This is a genomic window from Flavobacterium sp. KH_001 (genome assembly GCF_057840745.1).
Genome location: NZ_CM174520.1, coordinates 491,076 through 511,896, shown reverse-complemented (window position 1 = coordinate 511,896; position 20,821 = coordinate 491,076). Strand labels below are relative to the sequence as shown.

The 20,821-nt window shown below is 33.3% G+C and carries 20 protein-coding genes; 6 read left to right on the top strand and 14 right to left on the bottom strand.

The genetic code is table 11. The annotated features are described in order from the left end of the window. Positions 1–26: 26 nt before the first annotated feature. The 6 genes from AC3ITQ_RS02410 to AC3ITQ_RS02385 form a co-directional block, all read right to left on the bottom strand. Positions 27–413, bottom strand: coding sequence for a hypothetical protein (locus AC3ITQ_RS02410; protein WP_489236664.1), 387 nt, complete (start codon positions 411–413; stop codon positions 27–29). A 19-nt stretch (positions 414–432) separates the two neighbouring features. Then, positions 433–780, bottom strand: a complete 348-nt coding sequence (locus AC3ITQ_RS02405; RefSeq protein ID WP_489236663.1) for a hypothetical protein — start codon at positions 778–780, stop codon at positions 433–435. A gap of 34 nt (positions 781–814) precedes the next feature. Continuing rightward, complete coding sequence (locus AC3ITQ_RS02400; protein ID WP_489236662.1) at positions 815–1,552, bottom strand: YqjF family protein; 738 nt, start codon at positions 1,550–1,552, stop codon at positions 815–817. 390 nt (positions 1,553–1,942) lie between these two features. Next, positions 1,943–2,446 (bottom strand): GbsR/MarR family transcriptional regulator, encoded by a 504-nt coding sequence (locus AC3ITQ_RS02395; protein WP_072974859.1) that lies wholly within the window; start codon positions 2,444–2,446, stop codon positions 1,943–1,945. A gap of 94 nt (positions 2,447–2,540) precedes the next feature. Next, complete coding sequence (locus AC3ITQ_RS02390) at positions 2,541–3,200, bottom strand: SanA/YdcF family protein (protein WP_489236661.1); 660 nt, start codon at positions 3,198–3,200, stop codon at positions 2,541–2,543. A 133-nt stretch (positions 3,201–3,333) separates the two neighbouring features. Then, entirely contained in the window at positions 3,334–5,361 is a 2,028-nt protein-coding gene (locus AC3ITQ_RS02385; protein ID WP_489236660.1) for a M3 family metallopeptidase, read from the bottom strand. A gap of 221 nt (positions 5,362–5,582) precedes the next feature. Between AC3ITQ_RS02385 and AC3ITQ_RS02380 the strand changes: the two genes are divergently transcribed. Next, on the top strand, positions 5,583–6,251 hold the full coding sequence (locus AC3ITQ_RS02380; RefSeq protein ID WP_489236659.1) for a hypothetical protein: 669 nt from the start codon (positions 5,583–5,585) through the stop codon (positions 6,249–6,251). Positions 6,252–6,387: 136 nt separating this feature from the next. Here the strand turns inward: AC3ITQ_RS02380 and purE are convergent, their stop codons facing one another. From purE to AC3ITQ_RS02355, 5 genes are all read right to left on the bottom strand, one after another. Then, a complete protein-coding gene (gene purE / locus AC3ITQ_RS02375; RefSeq protein WP_039117314.1) occupies positions 6,388–6,873 on the bottom strand; it encodes a 5-(carboxyamino)imidazole ribonucleotide mutase in 486 nt (161 codons plus the stop codon). A gap of 151 nt (positions 6,874–7,024) precedes the next feature. Further along, complete coding sequence (locus AC3ITQ_RS02370) at positions 7,025–8,176, bottom strand: 5-(carboxyamino)imidazole ribonucleotide synthase (protein WP_489236658.1); 1,152 nt, start codon at positions 8,174–8,176, stop codon at positions 7,025–7,027. A 186-nt stretch (positions 8,177–8,362) separates the two neighbouring features. Next, positions 8,363–8,914, bottom strand: a complete 552-nt coding sequence (locus tag AC3ITQ_RS02365; RefSeq protein WP_489236657.1) for a hypothetical protein — start codon at positions 8,912–8,914, stop codon at positions 8,363–8,365. A gap of 22 nt (positions 8,915–8,936) precedes the next feature. Beyond that, positions 8,937–11,033 carry a TonB-dependent receptor gene (locus tag AC3ITQ_RS02360; RefSeq protein WP_489236656.1) on the bottom strand — a complete coding sequence of 699 codons (2,097 nt, stop codon included), beginning with the start codon at positions 11,031–11,033 and terminating at the stop codon, positions 8,937–8,939. Positions 11,034–11,271: 238 nt separating this feature from the next. After that, on the bottom strand, positions 11,272–12,546 hold the full coding sequence (locus tag AC3ITQ_RS02355) for a PQQ-dependent sugar dehydrogenase (protein ID WP_489236655.1): 1,275 nt from the start codon (positions 12,544–12,546) through the stop codon (positions 11,272–11,274). Between the two features lie 185 nt (positions 12,547–12,731). Between AC3ITQ_RS02355 and hpt the strand changes: the two genes are divergently transcribed. The 5 genes from hpt (at position 12,732) to AC3ITQ_RS02330 (ending at position 18,812) form a co-directional block, all read left to right on the top strand. Next, positions 12,732–13,262 carry a hypoxanthine phosphoribosyltransferase gene (hpt, locus tag AC3ITQ_RS02350; RefSeq protein ID WP_489236654.1) on the top strand — a complete coding sequence of 177 codons (531 nt, stop codon included), beginning with the start codon at positions 12,732–12,734 and terminating at the stop codon, positions 13,260–13,262. A gap of 75 nt (positions 13,263–13,337) precedes the next feature. Then, positions 13,338–13,910 carry an adenylate kinase gene (locus AC3ITQ_RS02345; RefSeq protein WP_026982979.1) on the top strand — a complete coding sequence of 191 codons (573 nt, stop codon included), beginning with the start codon at positions 13,338–13,340 and terminating at the stop codon, positions 13,908–13,910. Positions 13,911–14,109: 199 nt separating this feature from the next. Then, positions 14,110–15,384, top strand: coding sequence for a hemolysin family protein (locus AC3ITQ_RS02340; protein ID WP_489236653.1), 1,275 nt, complete (start codon positions 14,110–14,112; stop codon positions 15,382–15,384). Between the two features lie 107 nt (positions 15,385–15,491). Then, on the top strand, positions 15,492–16,493 hold the full coding sequence (gene obgE / locus AC3ITQ_RS02335) for a GTPase ObgE (RefSeq protein WP_489236652.1): 1,002 nt from the start codon (positions 15,492–15,494) through the stop codon (positions 16,491–16,493). Positions 16,494–16,667: 174 nt separating this feature from the next. Next, complete coding sequence (locus tag AC3ITQ_RS02330) at positions 16,668–18,812, top strand: S46 family peptidase (protein ID WP_489236651.1); 2,145 nt, start codon at positions 16,668–16,670, stop codon at positions 18,810–18,812. 116 nt (positions 18,813–18,928) lie between these two features. On the opposite strand, the gene AC3ITQ_RS02325 is transcribed toward AC3ITQ_RS02330, so the two are convergent. From AC3ITQ_RS02325 to AC3ITQ_RS02315, 3 genes are read right to left on the bottom strand one after another with little or no spacing between them, the layout of a single operon-like run. Beyond that, positions 18,929–19,474: a PIN domain-containing protein gene (locus AC3ITQ_RS02325; RefSeq protein WP_072974841.1), complete on the bottom strand. Its 546-nt coding sequence runs from the start codon at positions 19,472–19,474 to the stop codon at positions 18,929–18,931. After that, positions 19,461–19,808, bottom strand: coding sequence for an STAS-like domain-containing protein (locus AC3ITQ_RS02320; RefSeq protein WP_159433479.1), 348 nt, complete (start codon positions 19,806–19,808; stop codon positions 19,461–19,463). Before AC3ITQ_RS02320 ends, AC3ITQ_RS02325 begins: the two co-directional genes overlap by 14 nt. Positions 19,809–19,837: 29 nt before the next feature. Further along, on the bottom strand, positions 19,838–20,716 hold the full coding sequence (locus tag AC3ITQ_RS02315) for an ATP-binding protein (protein WP_072974838.1): 879 nt from the start codon (positions 20,714–20,716) through the stop codon (positions 19,838–19,840). Positions 20,717–20,821: the final 105 nt, after the last annotated feature.

The window sequence follows — 20,821 nt, the reverse complement described above, 5'->3', positions numbered from 1 at the left end:
AAATCTGTCTGGTTTCTGAATGAAAATTATGCTTTAAAAACTAATCTTTCTTCTTGTTGTGCTTCTTTGGCTTTTCTTTTTCCTCTAAAGAAGAAATATAAATTGAAGAATAACATTACGCCAAGATAGATAGAAAATCCTCCAATTTTGTAGCTCAATCTTTCGATTAATTCCTGATAACTGTCTTGATATAAATTAAGTTCTAAAATCATTAAAGCAAAGCCAATATTTAAGAGATAAAATCCAGTTTCAAAAAGTTTGTTTGTTGCCTGCGCTATGTCTTCTCTTCCTTTGAAAATATCCAGCATAAATATTTTTCCGTTTTTGAAAAGCGTTTTAGAAACGTAATAAGTAAGGAACAAAGCAATTGGTAAATAAATGGCGTAACCGATTAAGATTTTTGTAGTTTCCATGATATTTGACTTTAAAGTGTTATTTAATTAATTTATGAATGTACTTGGTTAGAATAATGATGTTGAGATAATGCAAAATTGAAATGATGAAAATGATGATTGCGGTTTTTATCCCTATTGTTTCTATAAGATTGGGGAGAGTTGAGATTTTTTCCCAGGAAATCAATGTCATGGCACAATAGCCAATGTTTAAAAGATAATAGGCCAAAAGCAAAACCTGATTTATTTTTTGACAGATATCTGCGTGATTGGGAATCAGTTCAGCGACGTAAACATTTCCGTTTTTGTAGCATATTTTTCCAACTTTCAAAATGATGAAAATCGTAATGCTGAGATAAATAAAGTATCCAATGATGTTGAGGTTCATAGCTATTATTGTTGGATTAATCAATTGTAATTTTTTAGTACATTTCTTCCAGAACTTGAACTATCTGTAATTTCCTTTTGTTTTTAACTTTAATGTCAGATCCTTTTGCCAGGAAAACTGAAGTTGGATTTGCATTTTGTAAAAACTCGAAATCCCTTCCGTAAGTTTTTCTAAAATCGATAGCAACATTATAATTTAAAACCTCAAATTGTTCCCATCTGGGATGTTGCACTTCATATTCAAAAGTGGTTTCGGGATCAATTTTGGTGTAACCGAAATAATGTTCTGTAATAAATTCAGCTTCAGAATCGATTTCAATTTCTGTTGGATTCTTTTCAGTCTCTAATTGAATTGTATTCCATTCGTTATTGTTCTTCCATTGATAAACAAAAGTATTAGTGTTTAAGTTTTCAATAATTTCATGTCTCATTTTTTGAGTTTCATAATGTTCCTGATATAAATTATTCGCAATAAAAGTGATCGCTTTTTTAGGAACAATTTCTTTGATGAAAACAACCCCGCGTTTCCATTCACCATTTTCAAAACGTTTTACATAAAATCTCAAATTGACTTCTTCAAAATCAACATAAAACGGAACTTTTAAACCTAATACTTTGGTGTTTTTAAACATAAAACCTACCAAACTCACATAACATTTGTTATTCCATAAATCTATTTCGGTATCACTTGGAATATATTTTTCTAAGATTTCAGCATCAACTTCATAATTGAAAAGTGCTAAGTTTTTCCATTCTGCTTTTAAGAAGTTCATTGATACGCTTTTTTATAAGTTATGATAGAAAAATAGATGGCCAGAATTATCGGTATTATAAATAACAGAAAGTAAATAAATTCAAAATGCATTATAAAAGCATTAACAGGCCACAACAGGAAAAAGAAAATAACTCCGTAAACATAAGCCTGAAGATTTTTGTCATCAGGTTCATCGATTAGCATTTTTATTCCAAAAATTAATTGAAATAAACCTGTAAGTATTGTGAATAAAAGACCAAAACATGCTAGTTCAGAACTAGTAAACAGCCCTATTGTAATTAGTATGATGGGTGCAGTAATAAAAAAGTAGTTGAGATAGTTTATAGCTTTCATAGTTATTGATTGTTTTAAACTTTCAGAAAAAAATGAAAGTTTTAATTAAATTTTTTTACTTCATGATTTTTAGAACCAAACGCCCTAACCAGTTTTCATTGAATTCTGTCATTTTATCTAACATATTATCCGCTTTTAAAACAAAGTCATATAATTTAGAAGTCTGATCCACAAAGTGCTTTTCTTCTGCCGAATTGCTGGCGTCAATTGTCGAAACTTCTTTTAAGATTTTAAGCGCAGGTTTGATTTCTCTTTTGCTTCTTTCTCTTGCGATTTTTACCGCTAATTCATCTAAATCTTTTTCGGCTGTAAAAAACTCTCTTCTTTCTCCGGCTTTGTATTCTTTATAGACAATTCCCCAATCCATTAACGCTCTTAGATTCATACTGGCATTTCCACGCGAAATCTGCAATTCGTCCATAATGTCTTCCATCGAAACGGCTTCGTTCGAGACCATTAATAAAGCATGGATTTGCGCCATAGTTTTATTAATTCCCCATTGAGAACCTAATGCTCCCCAGGTTTGTACGAACTTATTTTTTGCTTCTTTGAATTCCATAGATCAAATGTAAGTAAAAGTTTTTAAACTTTCAAAAATAAATGAAAGTTAATTTTAAAGAAAAAGCCGAAAGTGTCGTTTCGGCCTTATTTTATCAACGTTTATCCTCTTTAGAATAATTAGAAGCTCCATTTATATCAATAGGATTTCCTAAAAAATGAGGTTCCCGATTTCTAAAAACATCCCAAAAAGATTTAAAAATCGAACCATATTCTCTGAAACAAACATATTTGTATCCTGAATATTCTCCTTTATTAGCCGTATATCCTACCGATTTTATGCCGAGTTTTTGACCGATATAAATTGCTCGGTTCAAATGATATTCCTGAGAGATTAAAGTCGCTTTTTTGATATTGAAAATATGTTTTGCACGATACATAGTAGAGTAAGTATCGAAACCGGCATAATCAATAAAGATTTTAGTTGTATCAACTCCATAAGTGTAACAGTACTTTTTCATTACCGTTAATTCATCATATTCTTCGCGGCCATTATCTCCGGAAAGTAAAATTTTATTGATGCGTTTCGATTTGTACAATAAGATTCCCGCATCGAGCCTATCTTTTAAATATTTACTCGGCTGATCTCCTCTAATTCCCGCACCAAAAATAATTCCGACATCATTTTTTGGAAATCTTTTTAAGGAGTGATGAATATTCTTTTTAGTCGAAGATTTTACATAGTAATTTACAGAAACAATAGTAATCAATCCAATGATTGCAAGGTAAAGGGCGATTTTAAAATATTTTTTCAATTTATTTTTTGTAAGATTAAGTTTAAAAATAAGGCGAAGATAATTAATTTTATTGTCAGACAAAATCAAATTAAAAATCCGAAGTATTTCTACTCCGGATATAATCTAAAATCTGATATCTAAAATTTGAAATTTACAATAGTCCTGCACGTTTCAACAAAGCTTCCGGTTTTGGTTCCTGACCTCTGAAACGTTTGTACAAAGTCATTGGGTGTTCTGTTCCTCCTTTTGAAAGTACATTGTCTTTGAATTTTGTTGCTACTTCTTTATTGAAAATGCCTGTTTCCTGGAAATATTCAAAAGCATCTGCATCCAGAACTTCCGCCCATTTGTAACTGTAATATCCGGAAGAATATCCGCCTTGAAAAATATGTGAAAAAGCGGTACTCATAGCGTTTTCTTTTACATCAGGATATAATTGTGTGTTGGCAAATTGTTCGGTTTCGAAAGCTTTTAGATCCGTAATGTTTGTTGGATCTTGTCCGTGCCATGCCATATCTAAAAGTCCAAAACTCAATTGACGCAAAGTCGCCAATCCTTCCTGGAAACTCGCACTTTCTTTAATTTTCTGAACGTATTCAATCGGAATAATTTCTCCGGTTTCGTAATGATTTGCAAACAAAGCCAAAGCTTCTGGTTCGTAACACCAGTTTTCCATAATCTGACTTGGTAATTCTACAAAATCCCAAAAAACAGAAGTTCCGGATAAACTTGGGTAAGTTGTGTTGGCTAACATTCCGTGTAAGCCGTGTCCAAATTCATGGAATAAGGTCGTAACTTCATTAAAAGTCAGTAATGAAGGTTTTGTTTCTGTTGGTTTTGTAAAGTTGCAAACGTTTGAAATATGTGGTCTTTCGTTTACACCGTCTTTTATAGATTGTGATTTGAATGAAGTCATCCAGGCACCATTTCGTTTTCCTTTTCTTGGGAAGAAATCAGCATAGAAAATCGACACTAAATTGTTTTCAGTATCTCTCACTTCATAAGTAGTAACTTCTTCATGGTATTTATCGATGTCAAAAACTTCGGTAAAGGTCAATCCGTATAATTTTTGGGCAACCGTAAAGGCTCCGTCTAAAACTTTTTCTAATTGAAAATAAGGTTTCAGTTTTTCATCATCTAAATTAAAAAGCTGTTGTTTTAATTTTTCAGAATAATAAGCACCGTCCCATTTTTCCAATTGGTCGATTCCGTCTAGGGCTGTAGCGAAAGCAGTCAATTCTGCAAATTCTTTTTGAGCTGCAGGTTTAGCTTTTGCCAATAAATCATTTAAGAAAGAGAAAACTTTCTCCGGACTTTCGGCCATCCTTTCTTCCAATACAAAGTGAGCGTGTGTCTTATAACCTAATAAATTGGCTCTTTCAAAACGTAGTTTAGCAATTTTTAAAACATTTTGCTGATTGTCGAACTCGTTATTCTGAAACGCTTTTGCACCAAAAGCAATTGCCATTTTTTTACGCAATTCACGATTATCTGCATAAGTCAAAAACGGAACGTAACTTGGATGATCTAAAGTGAAAATCCAGCCTTCTTTTTCTCTTTCTTTTGCTAATAATCCTGCAGCTTCGATTGTTCCTTCCGGTAATCCTGCCAAATCATTTTCATCTGTTAAATGCAATTCGAAAGCATTGGTTTCTGCTAAAACATTTTCTCCAAACTGTAAACTCAACATCGATAATTCTTTGTCGATTTCGCGTAATTGATCTTTTTTATCTTCTGGCAGATTAGCTCCGTTTCTGGAAAAACTTTTATATTTTTTATCTAAAAGCGTAGTTTGTTCCGGACTTAAATTCAGCTTTTCTTTTTGCTCGTAAACCGCTTTTATTTTGGCAAATAAAGCAGCGTTCAACGTAATATCATTTCCGAATTCTGAAAGTAAAGGCGAAACTTCCTGAGCGATTTTTTGCATTTCATCGTTGGTTTCAGCCGAATTCAGATTAAAGAAAATGCTGGAGAGACGATCTAAAATATCTCCGGCAAAATCCATGGCAACAACGGTGTTTTCAAATGTTGGTGGTTCGGGATTGTTTACAATGGTATCAATTTCGGCTTTAGCTAAAGCAATTCCTTCCTGAAAAGCAGGAACGTAATCTTCGATTTTAATTTGCGAAAAAGGCGCTGTATTATGTTTGGTATTGAATTTTGAAAGTAAAACACTCATTATGATATACTATTTTTTATTAATTGAAGTCAAATTTTTTGAATTCCAAAGATAACACTTTATAAAAATTTATTGGGCTATTTGAAGTTGATTCCAGGCATAAAATCCTCTTAAATTGTGTTATAGATTTGTTATTTATTGCTGTAGCAGATATTAAAAGCGTAAATTGAAAAAATAGATTAGAATTATAAAATACTAATTGTAATTATAAAAATTAAAAGATGAATTATCAAGTTGTAATCAAGAATATAGATACCGTAAATGAAGTTGAAGGATATTGGTCAGATGAGGATTTGGTTGTGTTATTGCAAAAATTCAATTATCCGGACGGAGCTACAGCCGAGAAAAGCAGTTTGCCGGAATTATTAGAAATGGCCATTTCGGATTATGAACCTAACGAAGCTGCACAGATTGTGTTAGAATATAAATTGGGAGATGAATTAAGTGCTGGACAAATTGAGCAGATATCAAACAATATGTTGATAGATAAGGTATGTGAGGAATATCCGGAGATACACATGCAAGGCAGATTATTTCATGTTAATCAATTGCTTTTTAAAGCGTATAATGGGAAATTTCCAAATGCAAAAGCGTCTGTTGTTCATTTTTCTATGACACCAACTAATGGAGAAGTACAAAAACTGACGGCGGAAAATATATTGAAGTTATTGAATAATGGTTTATCTGACAGAAATCTTATCAAAAGATTATTTGAAAATCAAATGTCTCAAAATATTCCATTTCCTGAAGCAGAAAGTATTATCTGGGAATTGACAACAGAAGATAATGTCAATTATAATTTGGTTACTTCAGAGAATTGGATAAATAAGGATGATGTAACAGCGTCTGAATTTGAATCTGTTTTGGAGGAAGTTGAAGATGAAGCTTAATTTATAAATTTTTTGTTTCACAGAGACTCGCTAAAAAAAGCACAGAGATTCACAAAGTTTTTTCTTTAATAATAAAATTAAAAAAATCTTCGTGAATCTCTGCGTTTTATCTTTGTGTATCTCTGGGGAATAAATCTTATTTTTTCAAACCTTCAGCCGCTTTATTAACCGCTGCTTTCAATTCTTCTTTATAAGCAATAATAGTATCAAGAACTTTTTTATCATGGCTTCCGATAATTTGTGCAGCCAAGATTCCCGCATTTTTTGCTCCGTTCAAAGCAACCGTTGCAACAGGAACGCCGCCTGGCATTTGTAAAATTGATAAAACCGAATCCCAGCCATCAATTGAATTGCTTGACTTTACCGGAACTCCAATTACAGGAAGCGGCGACATCGAAGCAACCATTCCTGGTAAATGCGCAGCACCTCCAGCTCCGGCAATAATTACCGAAATTCCACGAGTGTGCGCATTTTTACTGAAATCAAATAATTTTTCCGGCGTTCTGTGTGCCGAAACGATATCTACTTCAACTTCAATATTAAATTGTTTTAATATATCGATGGCATCCTGCATGACTGGCATATCAGAAATACTTCCCATTATGATGGCTACTTTGCTCATAGTTTTTTTGTTTGTTTTGTTTCAGGTTTCAGGTTTCAGGTTTTTGCTGTGACTGAAAACTATGACTGAATATTGTTTATTTTGTTCCTTCCCCAATTTGGCTAAAGCCTCGTGTCAGGCTGTAAACTGATCACTAATTACTGACCACTGATTACTGACCACTGATCACTCTAATAGTATTTTTAACTTCTTCTGCAATTCTTCTCGCTTCTTGCATATCTTCATTTACAATCGTAACATGACCCATTTTTCTGAAAGGTCTTGTTTGTTTTTTACCGTAAATATGTGGCGTAACGCCATTCCATCCTAAAATGGTTTCGATATTTTCATACACTACATCTCCAGAAAAACCTTCTGCACCGACTAAATTTACCATAATACCGGCAACTTTGCTGTCTGTGTTTCCTAGCGGAAGATCGAGAATAGCGCGTAAATGATTTTCGAATTGTGAAGTATAACTTGCTTCAATAGAATAATGTCCAGAATTGTGTGGGCGAGGAGCAACTTCGTTTACCAAAATCTCATCTTCATTGGTTTGGAACATTTCAACTGCCAATAAACCAACGTGATTGAATTTCTCCGAAACATTCAAAGCAATTGCTCTGGCTTTTTCGGCAACTTTTTCGTCGATTCTTGCCGGACAAATTACGTATTCTACCTGGTTGGCTTCTGGGTGGAATTCCATTTCAACAACCGGATAGGTTTTTATTTCGCCTGATGGATTTCTGCAAACAATAACGGCCAATTCATTTTTAAACGGAATCATTGTTTCTGCGATACATTCAACATTGGGTAAACTATCTAAATCAGCAACCTGACGAATTACTTTGACGCCATTTCCGTCGTAACCAAATTCGGCGCATTTCCACACGAAAGGCAATTTTAAATCATTGATTTTAGCTTTTAGAAGATCTAAATTTTCAAATCTTTCAAAAGGTGCAGTTGGGATATTATTATCTGCGTAAAATTGTTTTTGGATTCCTTTATTCTGAATTCCTTTTAAGGTTTTTGGAGAAGGATAAATTTTTAGGCCTTCGTTTTCTAATTGTGTTAAAGCTTCAAGATTAACCAATTCAATTTCGAAAGTCAAAACATCAACTTGTTTTCCAAAATTGTAAACCGTTTCATAATCCATTAAATCACCCTGAAAGAATTTGTTGCAGGCAATTTTGCTCGGAGCTTCATCACTCGGATCTAAAACATAAGTTTGTATGTCAAATTTTCGCGTGTCAAACAAAAGCATTTTGCCTAATTGTCCACCGCCTAATATTCCTAATTTAAAATCAGAAGAAAAATAATTCATTGTGGTTGTGTTTTTGCAAAGATACCTTTTAATCTTTTTTAGCCAAAATTTAGTTTTTTAGCCACGAATTACACAAATTTCTACAAATTTTTTACGTTCCAATTTTAGAAAAAAAGTATAATTCGTGAAAATTCGTGTAATTCGTGGCAAAAAAAATCATTTTAATCTTTTAATCTGTGGCAAAAACTATTTTATCTTCTTCAAAACTTCGCGCGCAACCGCTTTGTATGCAGCCGAATGATCGCCATAATCTTTGTCGAGAATGATTTTTAGTTCAGGATGAATCCAGTCGTAATAATTTCCTAAAACATATAAAGTTCTAATCGAATAGGCTTTTGTGGCCACTTTTACATCATTTATCAGCCAGTCAAAAGACGCTTCGATGCAATCCTGAAGATTAGTTTCAGAAAGAACAATGCAGTTTTCATCTTTTTTATAATGCGATTTCACCAAAAGCTGAGTCACTTTTGCAATCGGGCGAATGGCACTTTCATCTTTTAAATTCTTCAAATTAGAGAAGAAAAAATCAAGATGAGGCTGAAGCCAAATCAACTCTTCGTAGGATACAAATTCTAAAATCCAACAGGCTTTATGATTGTTTTTATCAGATGGAGAAAAACAAATCGAAACTAATTCATCAAATAAACGCGGATTTTCTAAAATTTCCTGCGCTACTTTCAGACGATTTTCTCTGTAAGCACTAACGTAATCCAATTTCTTTTGTAATTCAGATATCATCTTAATCGATTTAATTCTGCGACTAAAATAAGTAATTTAATGAGATATTTCCGTAGTAATTTACAGGAAGGCCTGGATAATAATATCTTGGGGAGGAAGTTCCGGCAGGAAGTGCATTTGGGAGAATTAAAGAAGCGTACTTTTCGTTGGTCACATTATTAATTCCAAAAGCTAAATTGCTGTTTAGATTATGTAGAATTTCAAAACGATAACCGGTTTTTAAATTGATAATAGTATAGGAATCGGAGAAAGCTGAATTAGCATCGTTCATCGGAATTTCATCTACAAATTGGTAATCGGCATTCAAATAAATTCCAAAACGGGTATTCAAAATTAATCCCGCATTGACTTTATTGGCCGGAACTCCGGTTAATTTATTTCCTGAATAATCATTTCCGCTATCCACAAATTCCTGAAACTCATATTTTCCGATGGAAGTTCCAACATAAGAGTTCAGATTGAAAAGTCGATTAATTTGCCAATTGTGTTTCAATGTAATTTCAATTCCTTCATGCAATGTTTTGCCGGCATTTACGCCTTCATACTGATCATCGCCGATTCTTTTGGCAACTAATAAATCTTTAATTTCCATTCGATAAACCGCAATTTCGGAATAAAGATTTTTGTTGAACAAGTAGAATTTTCCACCCAATTCAAAATTATAACCGTTTTCAGGTTTGATGTCCGGATTGATAGTTCCATTGCTGGTCAAAGTTTCTTCCGTTGCTGGTAATGAAAAGCCACGGCTTGCTGAAAAGTAGATTGTTTGTTGTTGATTTGGTTTGAATAATAAAGAAAGTTGAGGCGAAAAAATGCCGTCGTAACTGTATTTTTCAGTTGTCGTTTTTTGCGGAAGAAAGTTTGTCAGTTCAAAATGTGTTTCATTATAATTCAGACCAAATTGAAGTTCAAGTTTTTCAGAAAGCAACGATCTGATTTGCGAAAAAATATTGTAAAAATGTCTTTTCTGATCGCTTTCCGTTAATTGGTTTCCTTGCAAACTGCCTTGTCCGTTGTTTTGTTTGTATAGATTTTCGAATGTATTTCCGTTGTAATTGTCGGTAAAATATTCCATTCCGAAAATGAATTGATTTTTCAGTTTTCCAATTTCGAAATTCCCTGAAAATTGAGTTCTTGCTCCGGTTGCAAAAGTATATTGACGCAAAATATCAAAAGGTCGCGGTTCGTTGCTGTCTTTGTAATTGATAAAAACAGAAGTTGAATTATTGAAATTATCACTAATCTTAAAATCATAAGCCAAACCTGCCAAAGTCGATTTGTATTCTTTAAACCCTTTTGATGCTACCCAAGTCGCCGCACCCAATTGCGGATTCGAATCGTAAACTTCCTTACTAATCGAACTCGGAATAAAAGCTTTTAAATAAGTGTAATTGGTGAAGTAAGTCAGTTTGCTGTTTTGTCTTCTGAATAATTCTCCAGCAAGCGTAATTCCTTCTCGTTTATAAGAACTGTTTTCGCGCCAGCCATCTGATTTTAAATTGTGATAACTTAAATTTAAACTTGAACTTTTCTCATTTAAACTATAACTCAAAGTGTTTTTCAATAATCCAAAAGAGCCAAAAGTGGAATTTATTCCGGCAGTCTGTCCTTTAGTTTTAGAAAGTTGAGGTGAAATCAAAATCGCTCCGCCCAAACCAGCACCGTAAATACTCGAAAGCGGACCTTTAATAATTTCAATTTGGTTGAGGTTTTCCAGATCAATATCATCAATAACCGTTTCGCTATTTCCGGAAGTAAGGGGAATACTGCCGTAAAAAGCTCTTATTTTATTGGTTCCATAAGGCGTTCGCGCGCCAATACCGCGAATCGAAATTCGGGTTGTGGTAAAATTGGAGGATTGCATAAAAACGCCAGGAATTGTATTTACAACATTCGTGATATCTGTAGCATTATTTTGCGTCAGTTCTTTTTTGGATAAAATTCCAATCGAAGCCGGCGCATTCTGCAAACTGTCATTAATATGAAAGGAACTGATAATAACTTCTTCCAGTTTTTCTGTTTTCACAGTATCAATAGATTTGCTTTTTTCTTCCTGCGCAAAAGTGTTTTGGAAAACAATTGTGAGAAGAAGGAGAAAACAATATTTTTTTAAAAGCATAAAAAGACAGTTTAGTTTTTGAGCTTAATTTTTAAACACATAGAAACATAGCTTTTGTTTGTGTGTAAAAGGCGTTTCACTTGTTTTAAAACACATAGCTATGTGTCTTTTTGCAAGTGAAACGCCTTTTTTTAAGTTCCCATGAATACTATGTTTCTATGTGTTTAAATTATTGCCAAAGAGTTGGAATTTGGACTCGAGCGATAGCGAACTGGCGAAGCAATTCAAAAATTGGAATTTATTTATTAGCCGTAACTTTCCAAATTGTATTCGCACTATCATCATTGACCAAAAGCGATCCATCATTCATAACCGTAACAGCAACCGGACGTCCATAAACTTCAGCTTTGTCATTATCAGAAATAAAACCAGTCAAAAAATCTTCTGGTTTTCCTGAAGGTTTTCCGTCTTTAAATGGAACGAATAAAACTTTATAACCTGAGATTTTAGAACGGTTCCACGAACCATGCTGACCTACGAAAGCGCCATTTTTATATTTTGCCGGAAATTTGTCTTTAGTATAAAAAGCCAATCCCAGCGAAGCCGTGTGAGCACCAACGGGAACATCAGGAACAATTGCTTTTTCGACCAAATCTTTGCGTTCGCCTTTCATTCTTGGGTCAGGAATATTTCCGAAATAAGAATACGGCCATCCATAAAAACCATCTCTTTTTACACTCGTAATATAATCCGGAACTAGATCGTCGCCCAATTCATCACGCTCGTTAACGGCGGTCCAAAGTTCTTTATTTATGGGATTCCAATCCATTCCAACCGGATTTCTAAGTCCGGACGCGTATATTTTTTCGCCCGTTCCATCGGGATTTATTTCTAGAATATCTGCACGGCGAACTTCTTTATCGATTCCATGTTCAGCCACATTACTTCCAGAACCTACAGAAACATAAATTTTTGATCCATCAGGGTTCGAAATTATATTTCTTGTCCAGTGATTGTTGTAACCTCCTGCCGGCAGTTCAAGGATTTTTACACCTTTCGTTTCTAATTTTAACGGATTATTTTTATATGGATATTTGTATAAACCATCAGTGTTGGCAATGTAAAAAAAGTCTTTTAGGACAAGCATTCCAAAAGGTTTGTTTAGGTTTTTTATAAAAATTTCACGAGTTTCAAATTTTCCATCTTTGTCTTTATCTCGAAGTATGGTAATTTGATTTTTACTGGTTCTCGTTCCACTTTCTACAACAAAAATATCATTGTTTGGTGCGATATAGGTCCAACGCGGGTTTTCAAATCCATCGGCAAATTTTGTAACCGTGAAACCTTCCGGAGCTGTTGGTGTTTTGCCTTCGGGCCAGCCTATCACTTTGCTGTTGTTTGATTTAGATTCGGTTGCAAAAGGCGGAGGTAAAGTAATGTCGCCAATTGCAGTTTTTACAACATTGGGCGGTTGTTTTGCAAGGGCTTCTTTTTCCTCTTTTTTTACTTGTCCTTGACAGGCTGTGATAATGGTTAATAGTGATAGTGATAATAATTGTATCTTAGTTTTCATTGTGTTCGCCAGTTAAAAATTTAATAGCCAACAATTTAGTGAAATTGGAAATAAACTTAACAAAAGATTTGTAAATATTAAGTGATATTTAACATTCATAAAAAAGTCGGTTTCACAATACGATTTGATACCAACAATTTGGTTCTAATTCTGTATCTTTGCGCATTATTTTAAAATCAAAAATAATGATACAACTTCACGATAAACAATTTGTTCCGTTTATTTCGGCTAAGGAAATTGATTTTGCTTTAACCAAAATAGTTGCACAGGTAGAAGATGATTTTGGAGATGATACTCCAATTTTTATTGGCGTTTTGAATGGTGCATTTATGGTTGTTAGCGATTTCCTGAAAAAATACAAAAAACCATGCGAGGTTTCATTTATCAAAATGGCATCTTATGAAGGAACAGAAAGTACAAATACTGTTAAAGAATTAATCGGAATCAATCAGGATCTTTCGGGTAGAAGCGTGGTTATAATTGAAGATATTATTGACACCGGCAATACAATCGAAGAATTAAAACATTTGTTTAAACAACGAAACGTAAAGCATTTTAAAATTGCGACTTTGTTTTTTAAACCTGAAGCGTATAAAAAAGACATTAAAATTGATTACATCGGAATCAGGATTCCAAATAAATTCATTGTTGGTTATGGTTTAGACTATGATGGTTTAGGAAGAAATTTGAACGAAGTCTATAAATTGGCTGAATAATATTAAACAAAACACAACTATATATTCATTTTAAACTTCTTACATGAAAATAAGAAGTCAAGTAACACTCACATTATGATTAACATCGTTTTATTTGGAAAGCCAGGAGCAGGAAAAGGAACTCAGGCAGAATTTTTAAAAGAGAAATACAAATTAACACATCTTTCTACAGGAGATATTTTTCGTTTTAATTTAAAAAATGATACAGATTTAGGTAAAAGAGCAAGAGTTTTTATGGACAATGGAGAATTGGTTCCTTGCGAAGTTACAACAGCAATGTTAATTGATGAAGTGAACAAACATTTAGATTCAAACGGATTTTTGTTCGACGGTTACCCGAGAACTTTAGATCAGGCTGAGGCTTTAGATAAATTTTTACCAACAATTGGATCAAGTGTTACGGCAACTATTGCATTAGAAGCTGATGATGAAATTTTGGTAGCGCGTTTGCTTGAGAGAGGAAAAACAAGCGGAAGAGTGGATGATCAGGACGAAGAAAAAATCCGTGTTAGATACCAGGAGTACAACGAAAAAACAGCTCCATTAATTGGATATTATAAAGCACAAAATAAGTTTCATGCCGTAAATGGTATTGGAACTATCGAAGAAATTACAGAGAGATTAACGTCAGTTATAGATAATTTGTAGAAGCTATTCCAGCTGTACGTTTCAAGTCCTCGCTAAAAAAACTATTTTTCTAACCATAAAACGAGCTTCCTCCGGTCGCTGTTTTCTGGCAAGAAAAATTAGTTTTTTTAGCTCCGGGCTTTACTCTTCCATCTGGGCTAAAAGGCATCATGATTACAATTATTTTTAACGACCAAATAAATAACGAACAAGCCACAAATTGGAAATACTAATAATATTTTTTCTAATACTATTAAACGGAGTTTTCTCGATGTCAGAAATCGCATTGATTTCGGCTAGAAAAAACAGACTCGAAACCGCCGCGAAAAAAGGAAATAAAAGTGCCAAAACAGCACTCGATTTAGCCAATTCTCCGAACAAGTTTTTATCTACAGTACAAATCGGAATAACCTTAATCGGAATTTTGACCGGTATTTACAGCGGGGATAAAATCACAATGGACGTTGAGGTTTTTGTTGCCGGTTTTACCGTTTTAAAACCTTATGCACATTCGGTTGCAGTTGGAATTGTGGTTGTTGTTCTAACCTTTTTCTCTTTAGTTTTAGGAGAATTATTGCCAAAAAGAATTGGTTTAAATTATCCGGAATCGATTGCTAAAATGGTAGCAATGCCAATGAAGGTAGTTTCGATTATTACAGCGCCATTTATTTGGTTGCTTACATCGTCGACTGAATTTTTGTTGAAAGTTTTGCAGATAAAACCAACAGCTGACGGAAAAGTTACCGAAGAAGAAATAAAAGCAATCATCAAAGAAGGAACCGAAGTTGGAGAAGTTCAGGAAATTGAACAGGATATTGTGGAGCGCGTGTTTCATATTGGCGATCGAAAAGTAAATTCGTTAATGACACACCGTAAATCGGTTGACATGTTGCCATTAAATGCTCCTAAAGACAAAATCAAAACATTGGTTTTAGAAGATTTGCATACGGTTTATCCGGTATACAATGACAACTACGATGATATTGTCGGAATTGTAACGCTTAAAAATATATTCGCCAACATCGAAAGCGAGCATTTTGATTTGTCAGCAATTATGACAGATCCTCCGTATTTAATGGAGCAGACAACAGCTTACAAAGCGTTGGAAAATTTCAAAAAAACAGGAGTACACTATGCTTTAGTTTCTGATGAATACGGCGTTTTTCAGGGTATAATTACCTTGAATGATATTTTAGAAGCCTTAGTTGGAGATGCATCTGATTTTTATAAAGATGAATTCCAATTAATAGAAAGAGAAGATGGTTCATGGCTGGTTGACGGACATTATTCATTACACGATTTTCTAACTTATTTTGAGTTAGACGAATTGACAAACGATTACGAAGTAAACACTGTAAGCGGAATGATTATGACGGAGCTTTCGCATATTCCAAAAGAAGGCGAAAAATTATATTGGCAAAAATTTGTGCTTGAAGTGCTGGACATGGATGGTGTAAAAATTGATAAAGTATTAGTAAAAGCTCTAAAAGAGTAGAGGAAAATTTGTTTCAGGTTTTTTATGTTTCAGGTTTCAAGTTAAGTGCATTGCGCTAACCTGAAACCTGAAACTTGAAACCTGAAACTATATATAAACAAGGAAAAATGACAGAAGGAAATTTTGTAGATTACGTTAAGATATATGTTTCATCCGGAAAAGGAGGAAAGGGATCTACGCATTTACATAGAGAGAAATTTATTGAAAAAGGAGGCCCGGACGGTGGTGATGGTGGTCGCGGTGGACACGTATATTTAGTGGGGAATAAAGGTTTGTGGACATTATTTCACTTAAAATTTGCGCGTCACATTAAAGCCGGTCACGGTGGAGATGGAGGAGGAGACCGTAGCACTGGTGCTGATGGAGATGATAAATTTATTGAAGTACCTTTAGGAACTGTCGTAAAAGATAAAGAAACCGGAGAAACTTTATTCGAAATCACCGAAGACGGAGAAAAAAGAATCCTTTCTAAAGGTGGAAAAGGTGGTTTAGGAAACTGGCACTTTAGAAGTTCAACGAATCAAACGCCACGTTATGCACAGCCAGGTTTACCGGGTGTAGAAATGGACGTAATTCTGGAACTTAAAGTTTTGGCTGATGTTGGATTGGTAGGTTTTCCAAATGCTGGAAAATCAACTTTATTGTCTGTATTGACTTCTGCAAAACCAAAAATTGCCGATTATCCGTTTACAACTTTAAAACCAAACTTAGGAATTGTAGCTTACAGAGATTATCAATCTTTTGTAATTGCTGATATTCCCGGAATTATTGAAGGTGCGGCTGAAGGAAAAGGTTTAGGCCATTATTTCCTTCGTCATATTGAACGTAACTCCACTTTACTATTTTTAGTTCCGGTTGATACTCCAGATATTAAAGCAGAATATGATATTTTGGTTAATGAATTGACGAAGTACAATCCTGAAATGTTAGACAAAGAACGTCTTTTAGTGATTTCAAAATGTGACATGCTGGATGATGAATTGAAAGCTGAATTGAAAACAGAATTAGATGTCGCTTTCAAAGATATTCCATACATGTTTATTTCATCAGTTGCTCAACAAGGTTTGACAGATTTGAAAGACAAGCTTTGGAAAATGCTTAACGAATAAAAGTCTTAAAATATTTTTAAAAGGCGTCCGCTGCTGCGGACGCCTTTTTTATTTTGGGTAATGTTAAATTCGTAAAAAAAAGATAAAAACGTACCGGTATATTTTATTTTAAGAGTTCAGGGGATGTAATAATTGCGAAAATGAATTATATTCGCATCACTTAAACAAAATAACATGAAAAAAATAGTTTTATTCCTGACCATGTGCCTTATGGCTTTTCCTGCAAGAGCTGATGAGGGAATGTGGTTTTTGATGTTTATCGAAAGATTGAACCATAGAGATATGGAAAAAATGGGCTTGCAATTAACAGCCGAAGAAATTTACAGTATCAATCATCATAGTTTAAAAGATGCGATTGTGCAGTTTAATGGAGGTTGTACAGCTGAAATCGTTTCTAAAGACGGATTAGTTTTAACGAATCACCACTGTGGTTACAATGCAATTGCAGAACTGTCTACTGCAGAACAAAATTATTTGAAAGATGGTTTTTGGGCAAAAGAAAGAAGTGCCGAAATGAAACCAAAATCTTTATACGTTCGTTTCTTTGTTCGTATGGATGACGTTTCTAAAAGAATTTTGTCAAAAGTAAATAATACAATGACAGAGACTGAAAGAAACAAAATCATTCAGCAAGAAATTGCTTTGATCGAAAAGGAAAATAACGAAGGCGGAAAATATACCGTTTCTGTTCGCCCTTTCTTTCAAGGGAATGAATATTACTATTTCGTTTACCAGGATTACACAGACGTTCGTTTAGTAGGAACACCACCGGAAAGTGTTGGTAAATTTGGTGGAGATACTGACAACTGGGAGTGGCCTCGTCAAACAGGAGATTTCTCTATGTTTAGAGTGTATGCTGATAAAGCAGGAAACCCTGCTGCGTACTCAAAAGAAAATGTGCCTTTACAGCCAAAGCACTATTTGCCTGTAAGTATTAAAGGTGTGAAAGAAAATGATTTTGCTATGATTTTGGGTTATCCGGGAAGAACAAATCGTTGGATGCCAGCGGGCGGAATTGAGCAAAACGTAAAGTTTGCTTATCCTGCGTGGGTTGAAGGTGCAAAAACCGGAATGGACCAAATGAAAAAGTATATGGACAAAGATGCAACAGTTCGTTTGCAGTACGCGTCTAAATATGCTTCAACTGCAAATTACTGGAAAAATCGTCAGGGAATGATTGATGCTTTGACTAAAGCCGGAACTGCAGAAACAAAATCGGCTCAGGAAGATAAGTTCTACGAATGGGCTGCTAAACCAGCTAACAAAGAGAAATACGAAAATGTAATTCCGACGATTAATGATTATTATAAGGAAACGAATTTAAAAGCGCGTCATGATAATTATCTATCTCAGGTTTTACGTACTTCAGGTTATGCAACCGGACCAGCAAATTTAGGTAATGCCTTGATTGCTTATTATAACGAAAATGATGCTAAAAAAGCGGAAATGTTACCTAAGATCAACGCTATGATCGATAACATTTATGGTGATTTTTATGCACCGCTTGAAAAAGATGTGTTAACTGCACAATTGAATTTATATGCTGCTAAAGCTGCAGAATATGGTTTAGCACCACAAGTTGCTAAAATGAAAGCGGCAAATAATGGCGATTTTACAGCAGACGTTGCAAAAGCAACTGAAATAAGTTATTTTACCTCTAAGGATAAAGTAATGGCATTTATGGCTGATCCTAAACCATTAGCGATTGTACACGATCCGTTGTATATTATTTCTAATGATTTGTTGACAAAATACCGTGCTAAAACAGATGATCAGGCAAAAGCTGATGACGGTTTTGCAATTGCTTACCGTAAATTGGTTGAAGGTTTAAGAGAATCAAAATTGAATGCAATTCAGTATCCTGATGCTAACTCTACTTTGAGACTAACTTACGGAAAAGTTCGCGCTTTGCCAGCTGATCCACGTAATGATGCCAAAATCAACAACTATACAACTATGGAAAGTATGGTTAAAAAGTATAAAGCAGGAGACCAGGAATTTGATTTGCCAAAACGTTTATTAGAATTAAACAAAGCAAAAGATTTTGGTCAATATGCTGATAAAGCAGGTTACATGCCAGTAAACTTCTTGACTGATAATGATATCACAGGCGGAAATTCAGGTTCTCCGGTTCTTAACGGAAAAGGAGAGTTAATCGGAATTGCTTTTGATGGAAACATTGAAGCTATGGCTGGTGATGTTATTTTTGATCCTAAATTGCAAAGAACAATCAACGTAGATATTCGTTATGTACTTTGGATTATCGACAAATACGCAGGAGCTAAAAATATTATTGATGAAATGACGATTATTAAATAATCACAATTTATTTATAAAAGTAAACCCGATAGATTTTAATCTATCGGGTTTTTTTATGCGCTATTATTAATTTTAAATCTTTAAATAGAGTAGTTTAGATTTAATTTGCTTAAAATTTATTGTATCTGAGTAGTAATTATGTCAATTTTAGAATCTAATTTTTGAAAATCTTTATCATTGGTTACAACTTTATAATTGTTTCTTACCAATTCAGTAATATAGGAATCATTAAAATCAACAGTATCAAAATCTTTTAAAATATTTTCTATATTAATTCCATTAAAAAAATCTGAGATTAGATGAATATTTGGAAGTTCTAAAATTGATTTTAATAGACTTTTGGTGTTCTGAATACTATTTTTGTATTCTTGTGTTATTCCAAAATCCTTCTTAAAATCTTTATTCTCAGCAAAGTTGTTCTTGGTTTTCCACTGTTTGAAATCTAATCTTAATAGAACATTAGCAAATTCAGATAAAATCATTGAGGAAATGTAAATTGGAATTTCTCGCTGCAAAGATTCTTTAAATAATTTTGAATATTCTTTTTGATCTTTTGGTTTATAGTTAGCTAGATTTCCAAATAATAATAACCAAACATTTGTGTCAAAAAAAAATTGGTCAGTATAAACAATTTTGTAAGTTTCTATATTAATCGTTGCCATTTATCGCATCATTAGAGTTTTTTTCAAAACTTTCTTTGTTTGCAAAATATTCTTTGGCTCTTTCAGTTACTTTTTTAAATAAAATTTTATCCTCATCAGCAACATTTGTCAATTTCAAATAAGGTGCAATCTCTTCACTTTTGTATTTGCTATATAGTTGACCTATTGCTGCATTTAAAAAAGCAGTAGTTAAGACGATAATTTCAGAAAAATCTAATTTAGTTTTTTTCTGTTCTTCAAGATTTTTGTCTAAAAGGTTAAAAACTAAGTTTCCATCATCAGTCGTAACAGCAAAGTTTCCACCAATAACTTCGTTAATTTTTATATTTCCCATTGTAATTACCATAAATAAAGTGTGCAAAGTTAAAAAATATTATCCAAATCTATCTCTTCTTTAAGAATATATTCATTTGTATCTGATAAATTAAATTCTAAATTAGCAATTGTGCCATGAAAGGTGAAATTTAGATTTTGTTTAAATACAGTTCCTTTTCTCAATTCCCAATATCCATCAGAAGAAATTATTTGAATTTTACCATTGTTTAATTTTATAAAATCAAAAATTATAGCTAACCCTAATCCACCGGAAATTGTACCTGTTTTTGTTGTGTTTTTGTCTTGTGTCGCCCATTCTATACAATCGCTACCTGACCAGTTTGTTTTGTTATAATTATTTACATTGTGTTTAATGGTTTGTCCCATATCCACAATTGTTATATCAAGCATTTTTTTACTTGGAAAGTATTGCCCGCAAGTATGTATGTTTTTACATTCACCGTGAGTTCTTGCATTTTCATATAGTTCGAAAATGCTTTCATTAATTTTTTTGCTTAATAGTTTTGAAAGTTTAGGAAAGCCCTGCTTTTTTAATATTTCATTATCAATATATGATGAAAATGATTTTCCTTGTTTATGACTAAATGTTTTATAATCAAGTTCTGTATTATAAGTTTCAAATGGTTTGTGAACTCCAAATTTTGTTAAAAAACCATTTCTTGATAAGATATCTTTTGGGTTTTTAATATTTATTAGAGAAATTTCATTTCCTTTATTTTCTAACTCTTCAATCATCGCGCCAAAAATAGCACACAAGTTTGCTTCAAACCAATTGTTATACCTAAAGTCTATTTCTATTTTACTATCACGAATAGTTGACATTTTTTCATAAAAATGTATTAATGTTTCGTAACCAATGACTTCCGAAGTTATTTTTTTAGGAAAATCTATTTTCATTTCAAACATAATAACTGGCTTTATATTTTTATTTTCTTCGACAAAGCATGAATCTTATATTTGACTAAAATAAAGGTTTATTCTTTATTATATAGAAGAATGTTACTTATTTAT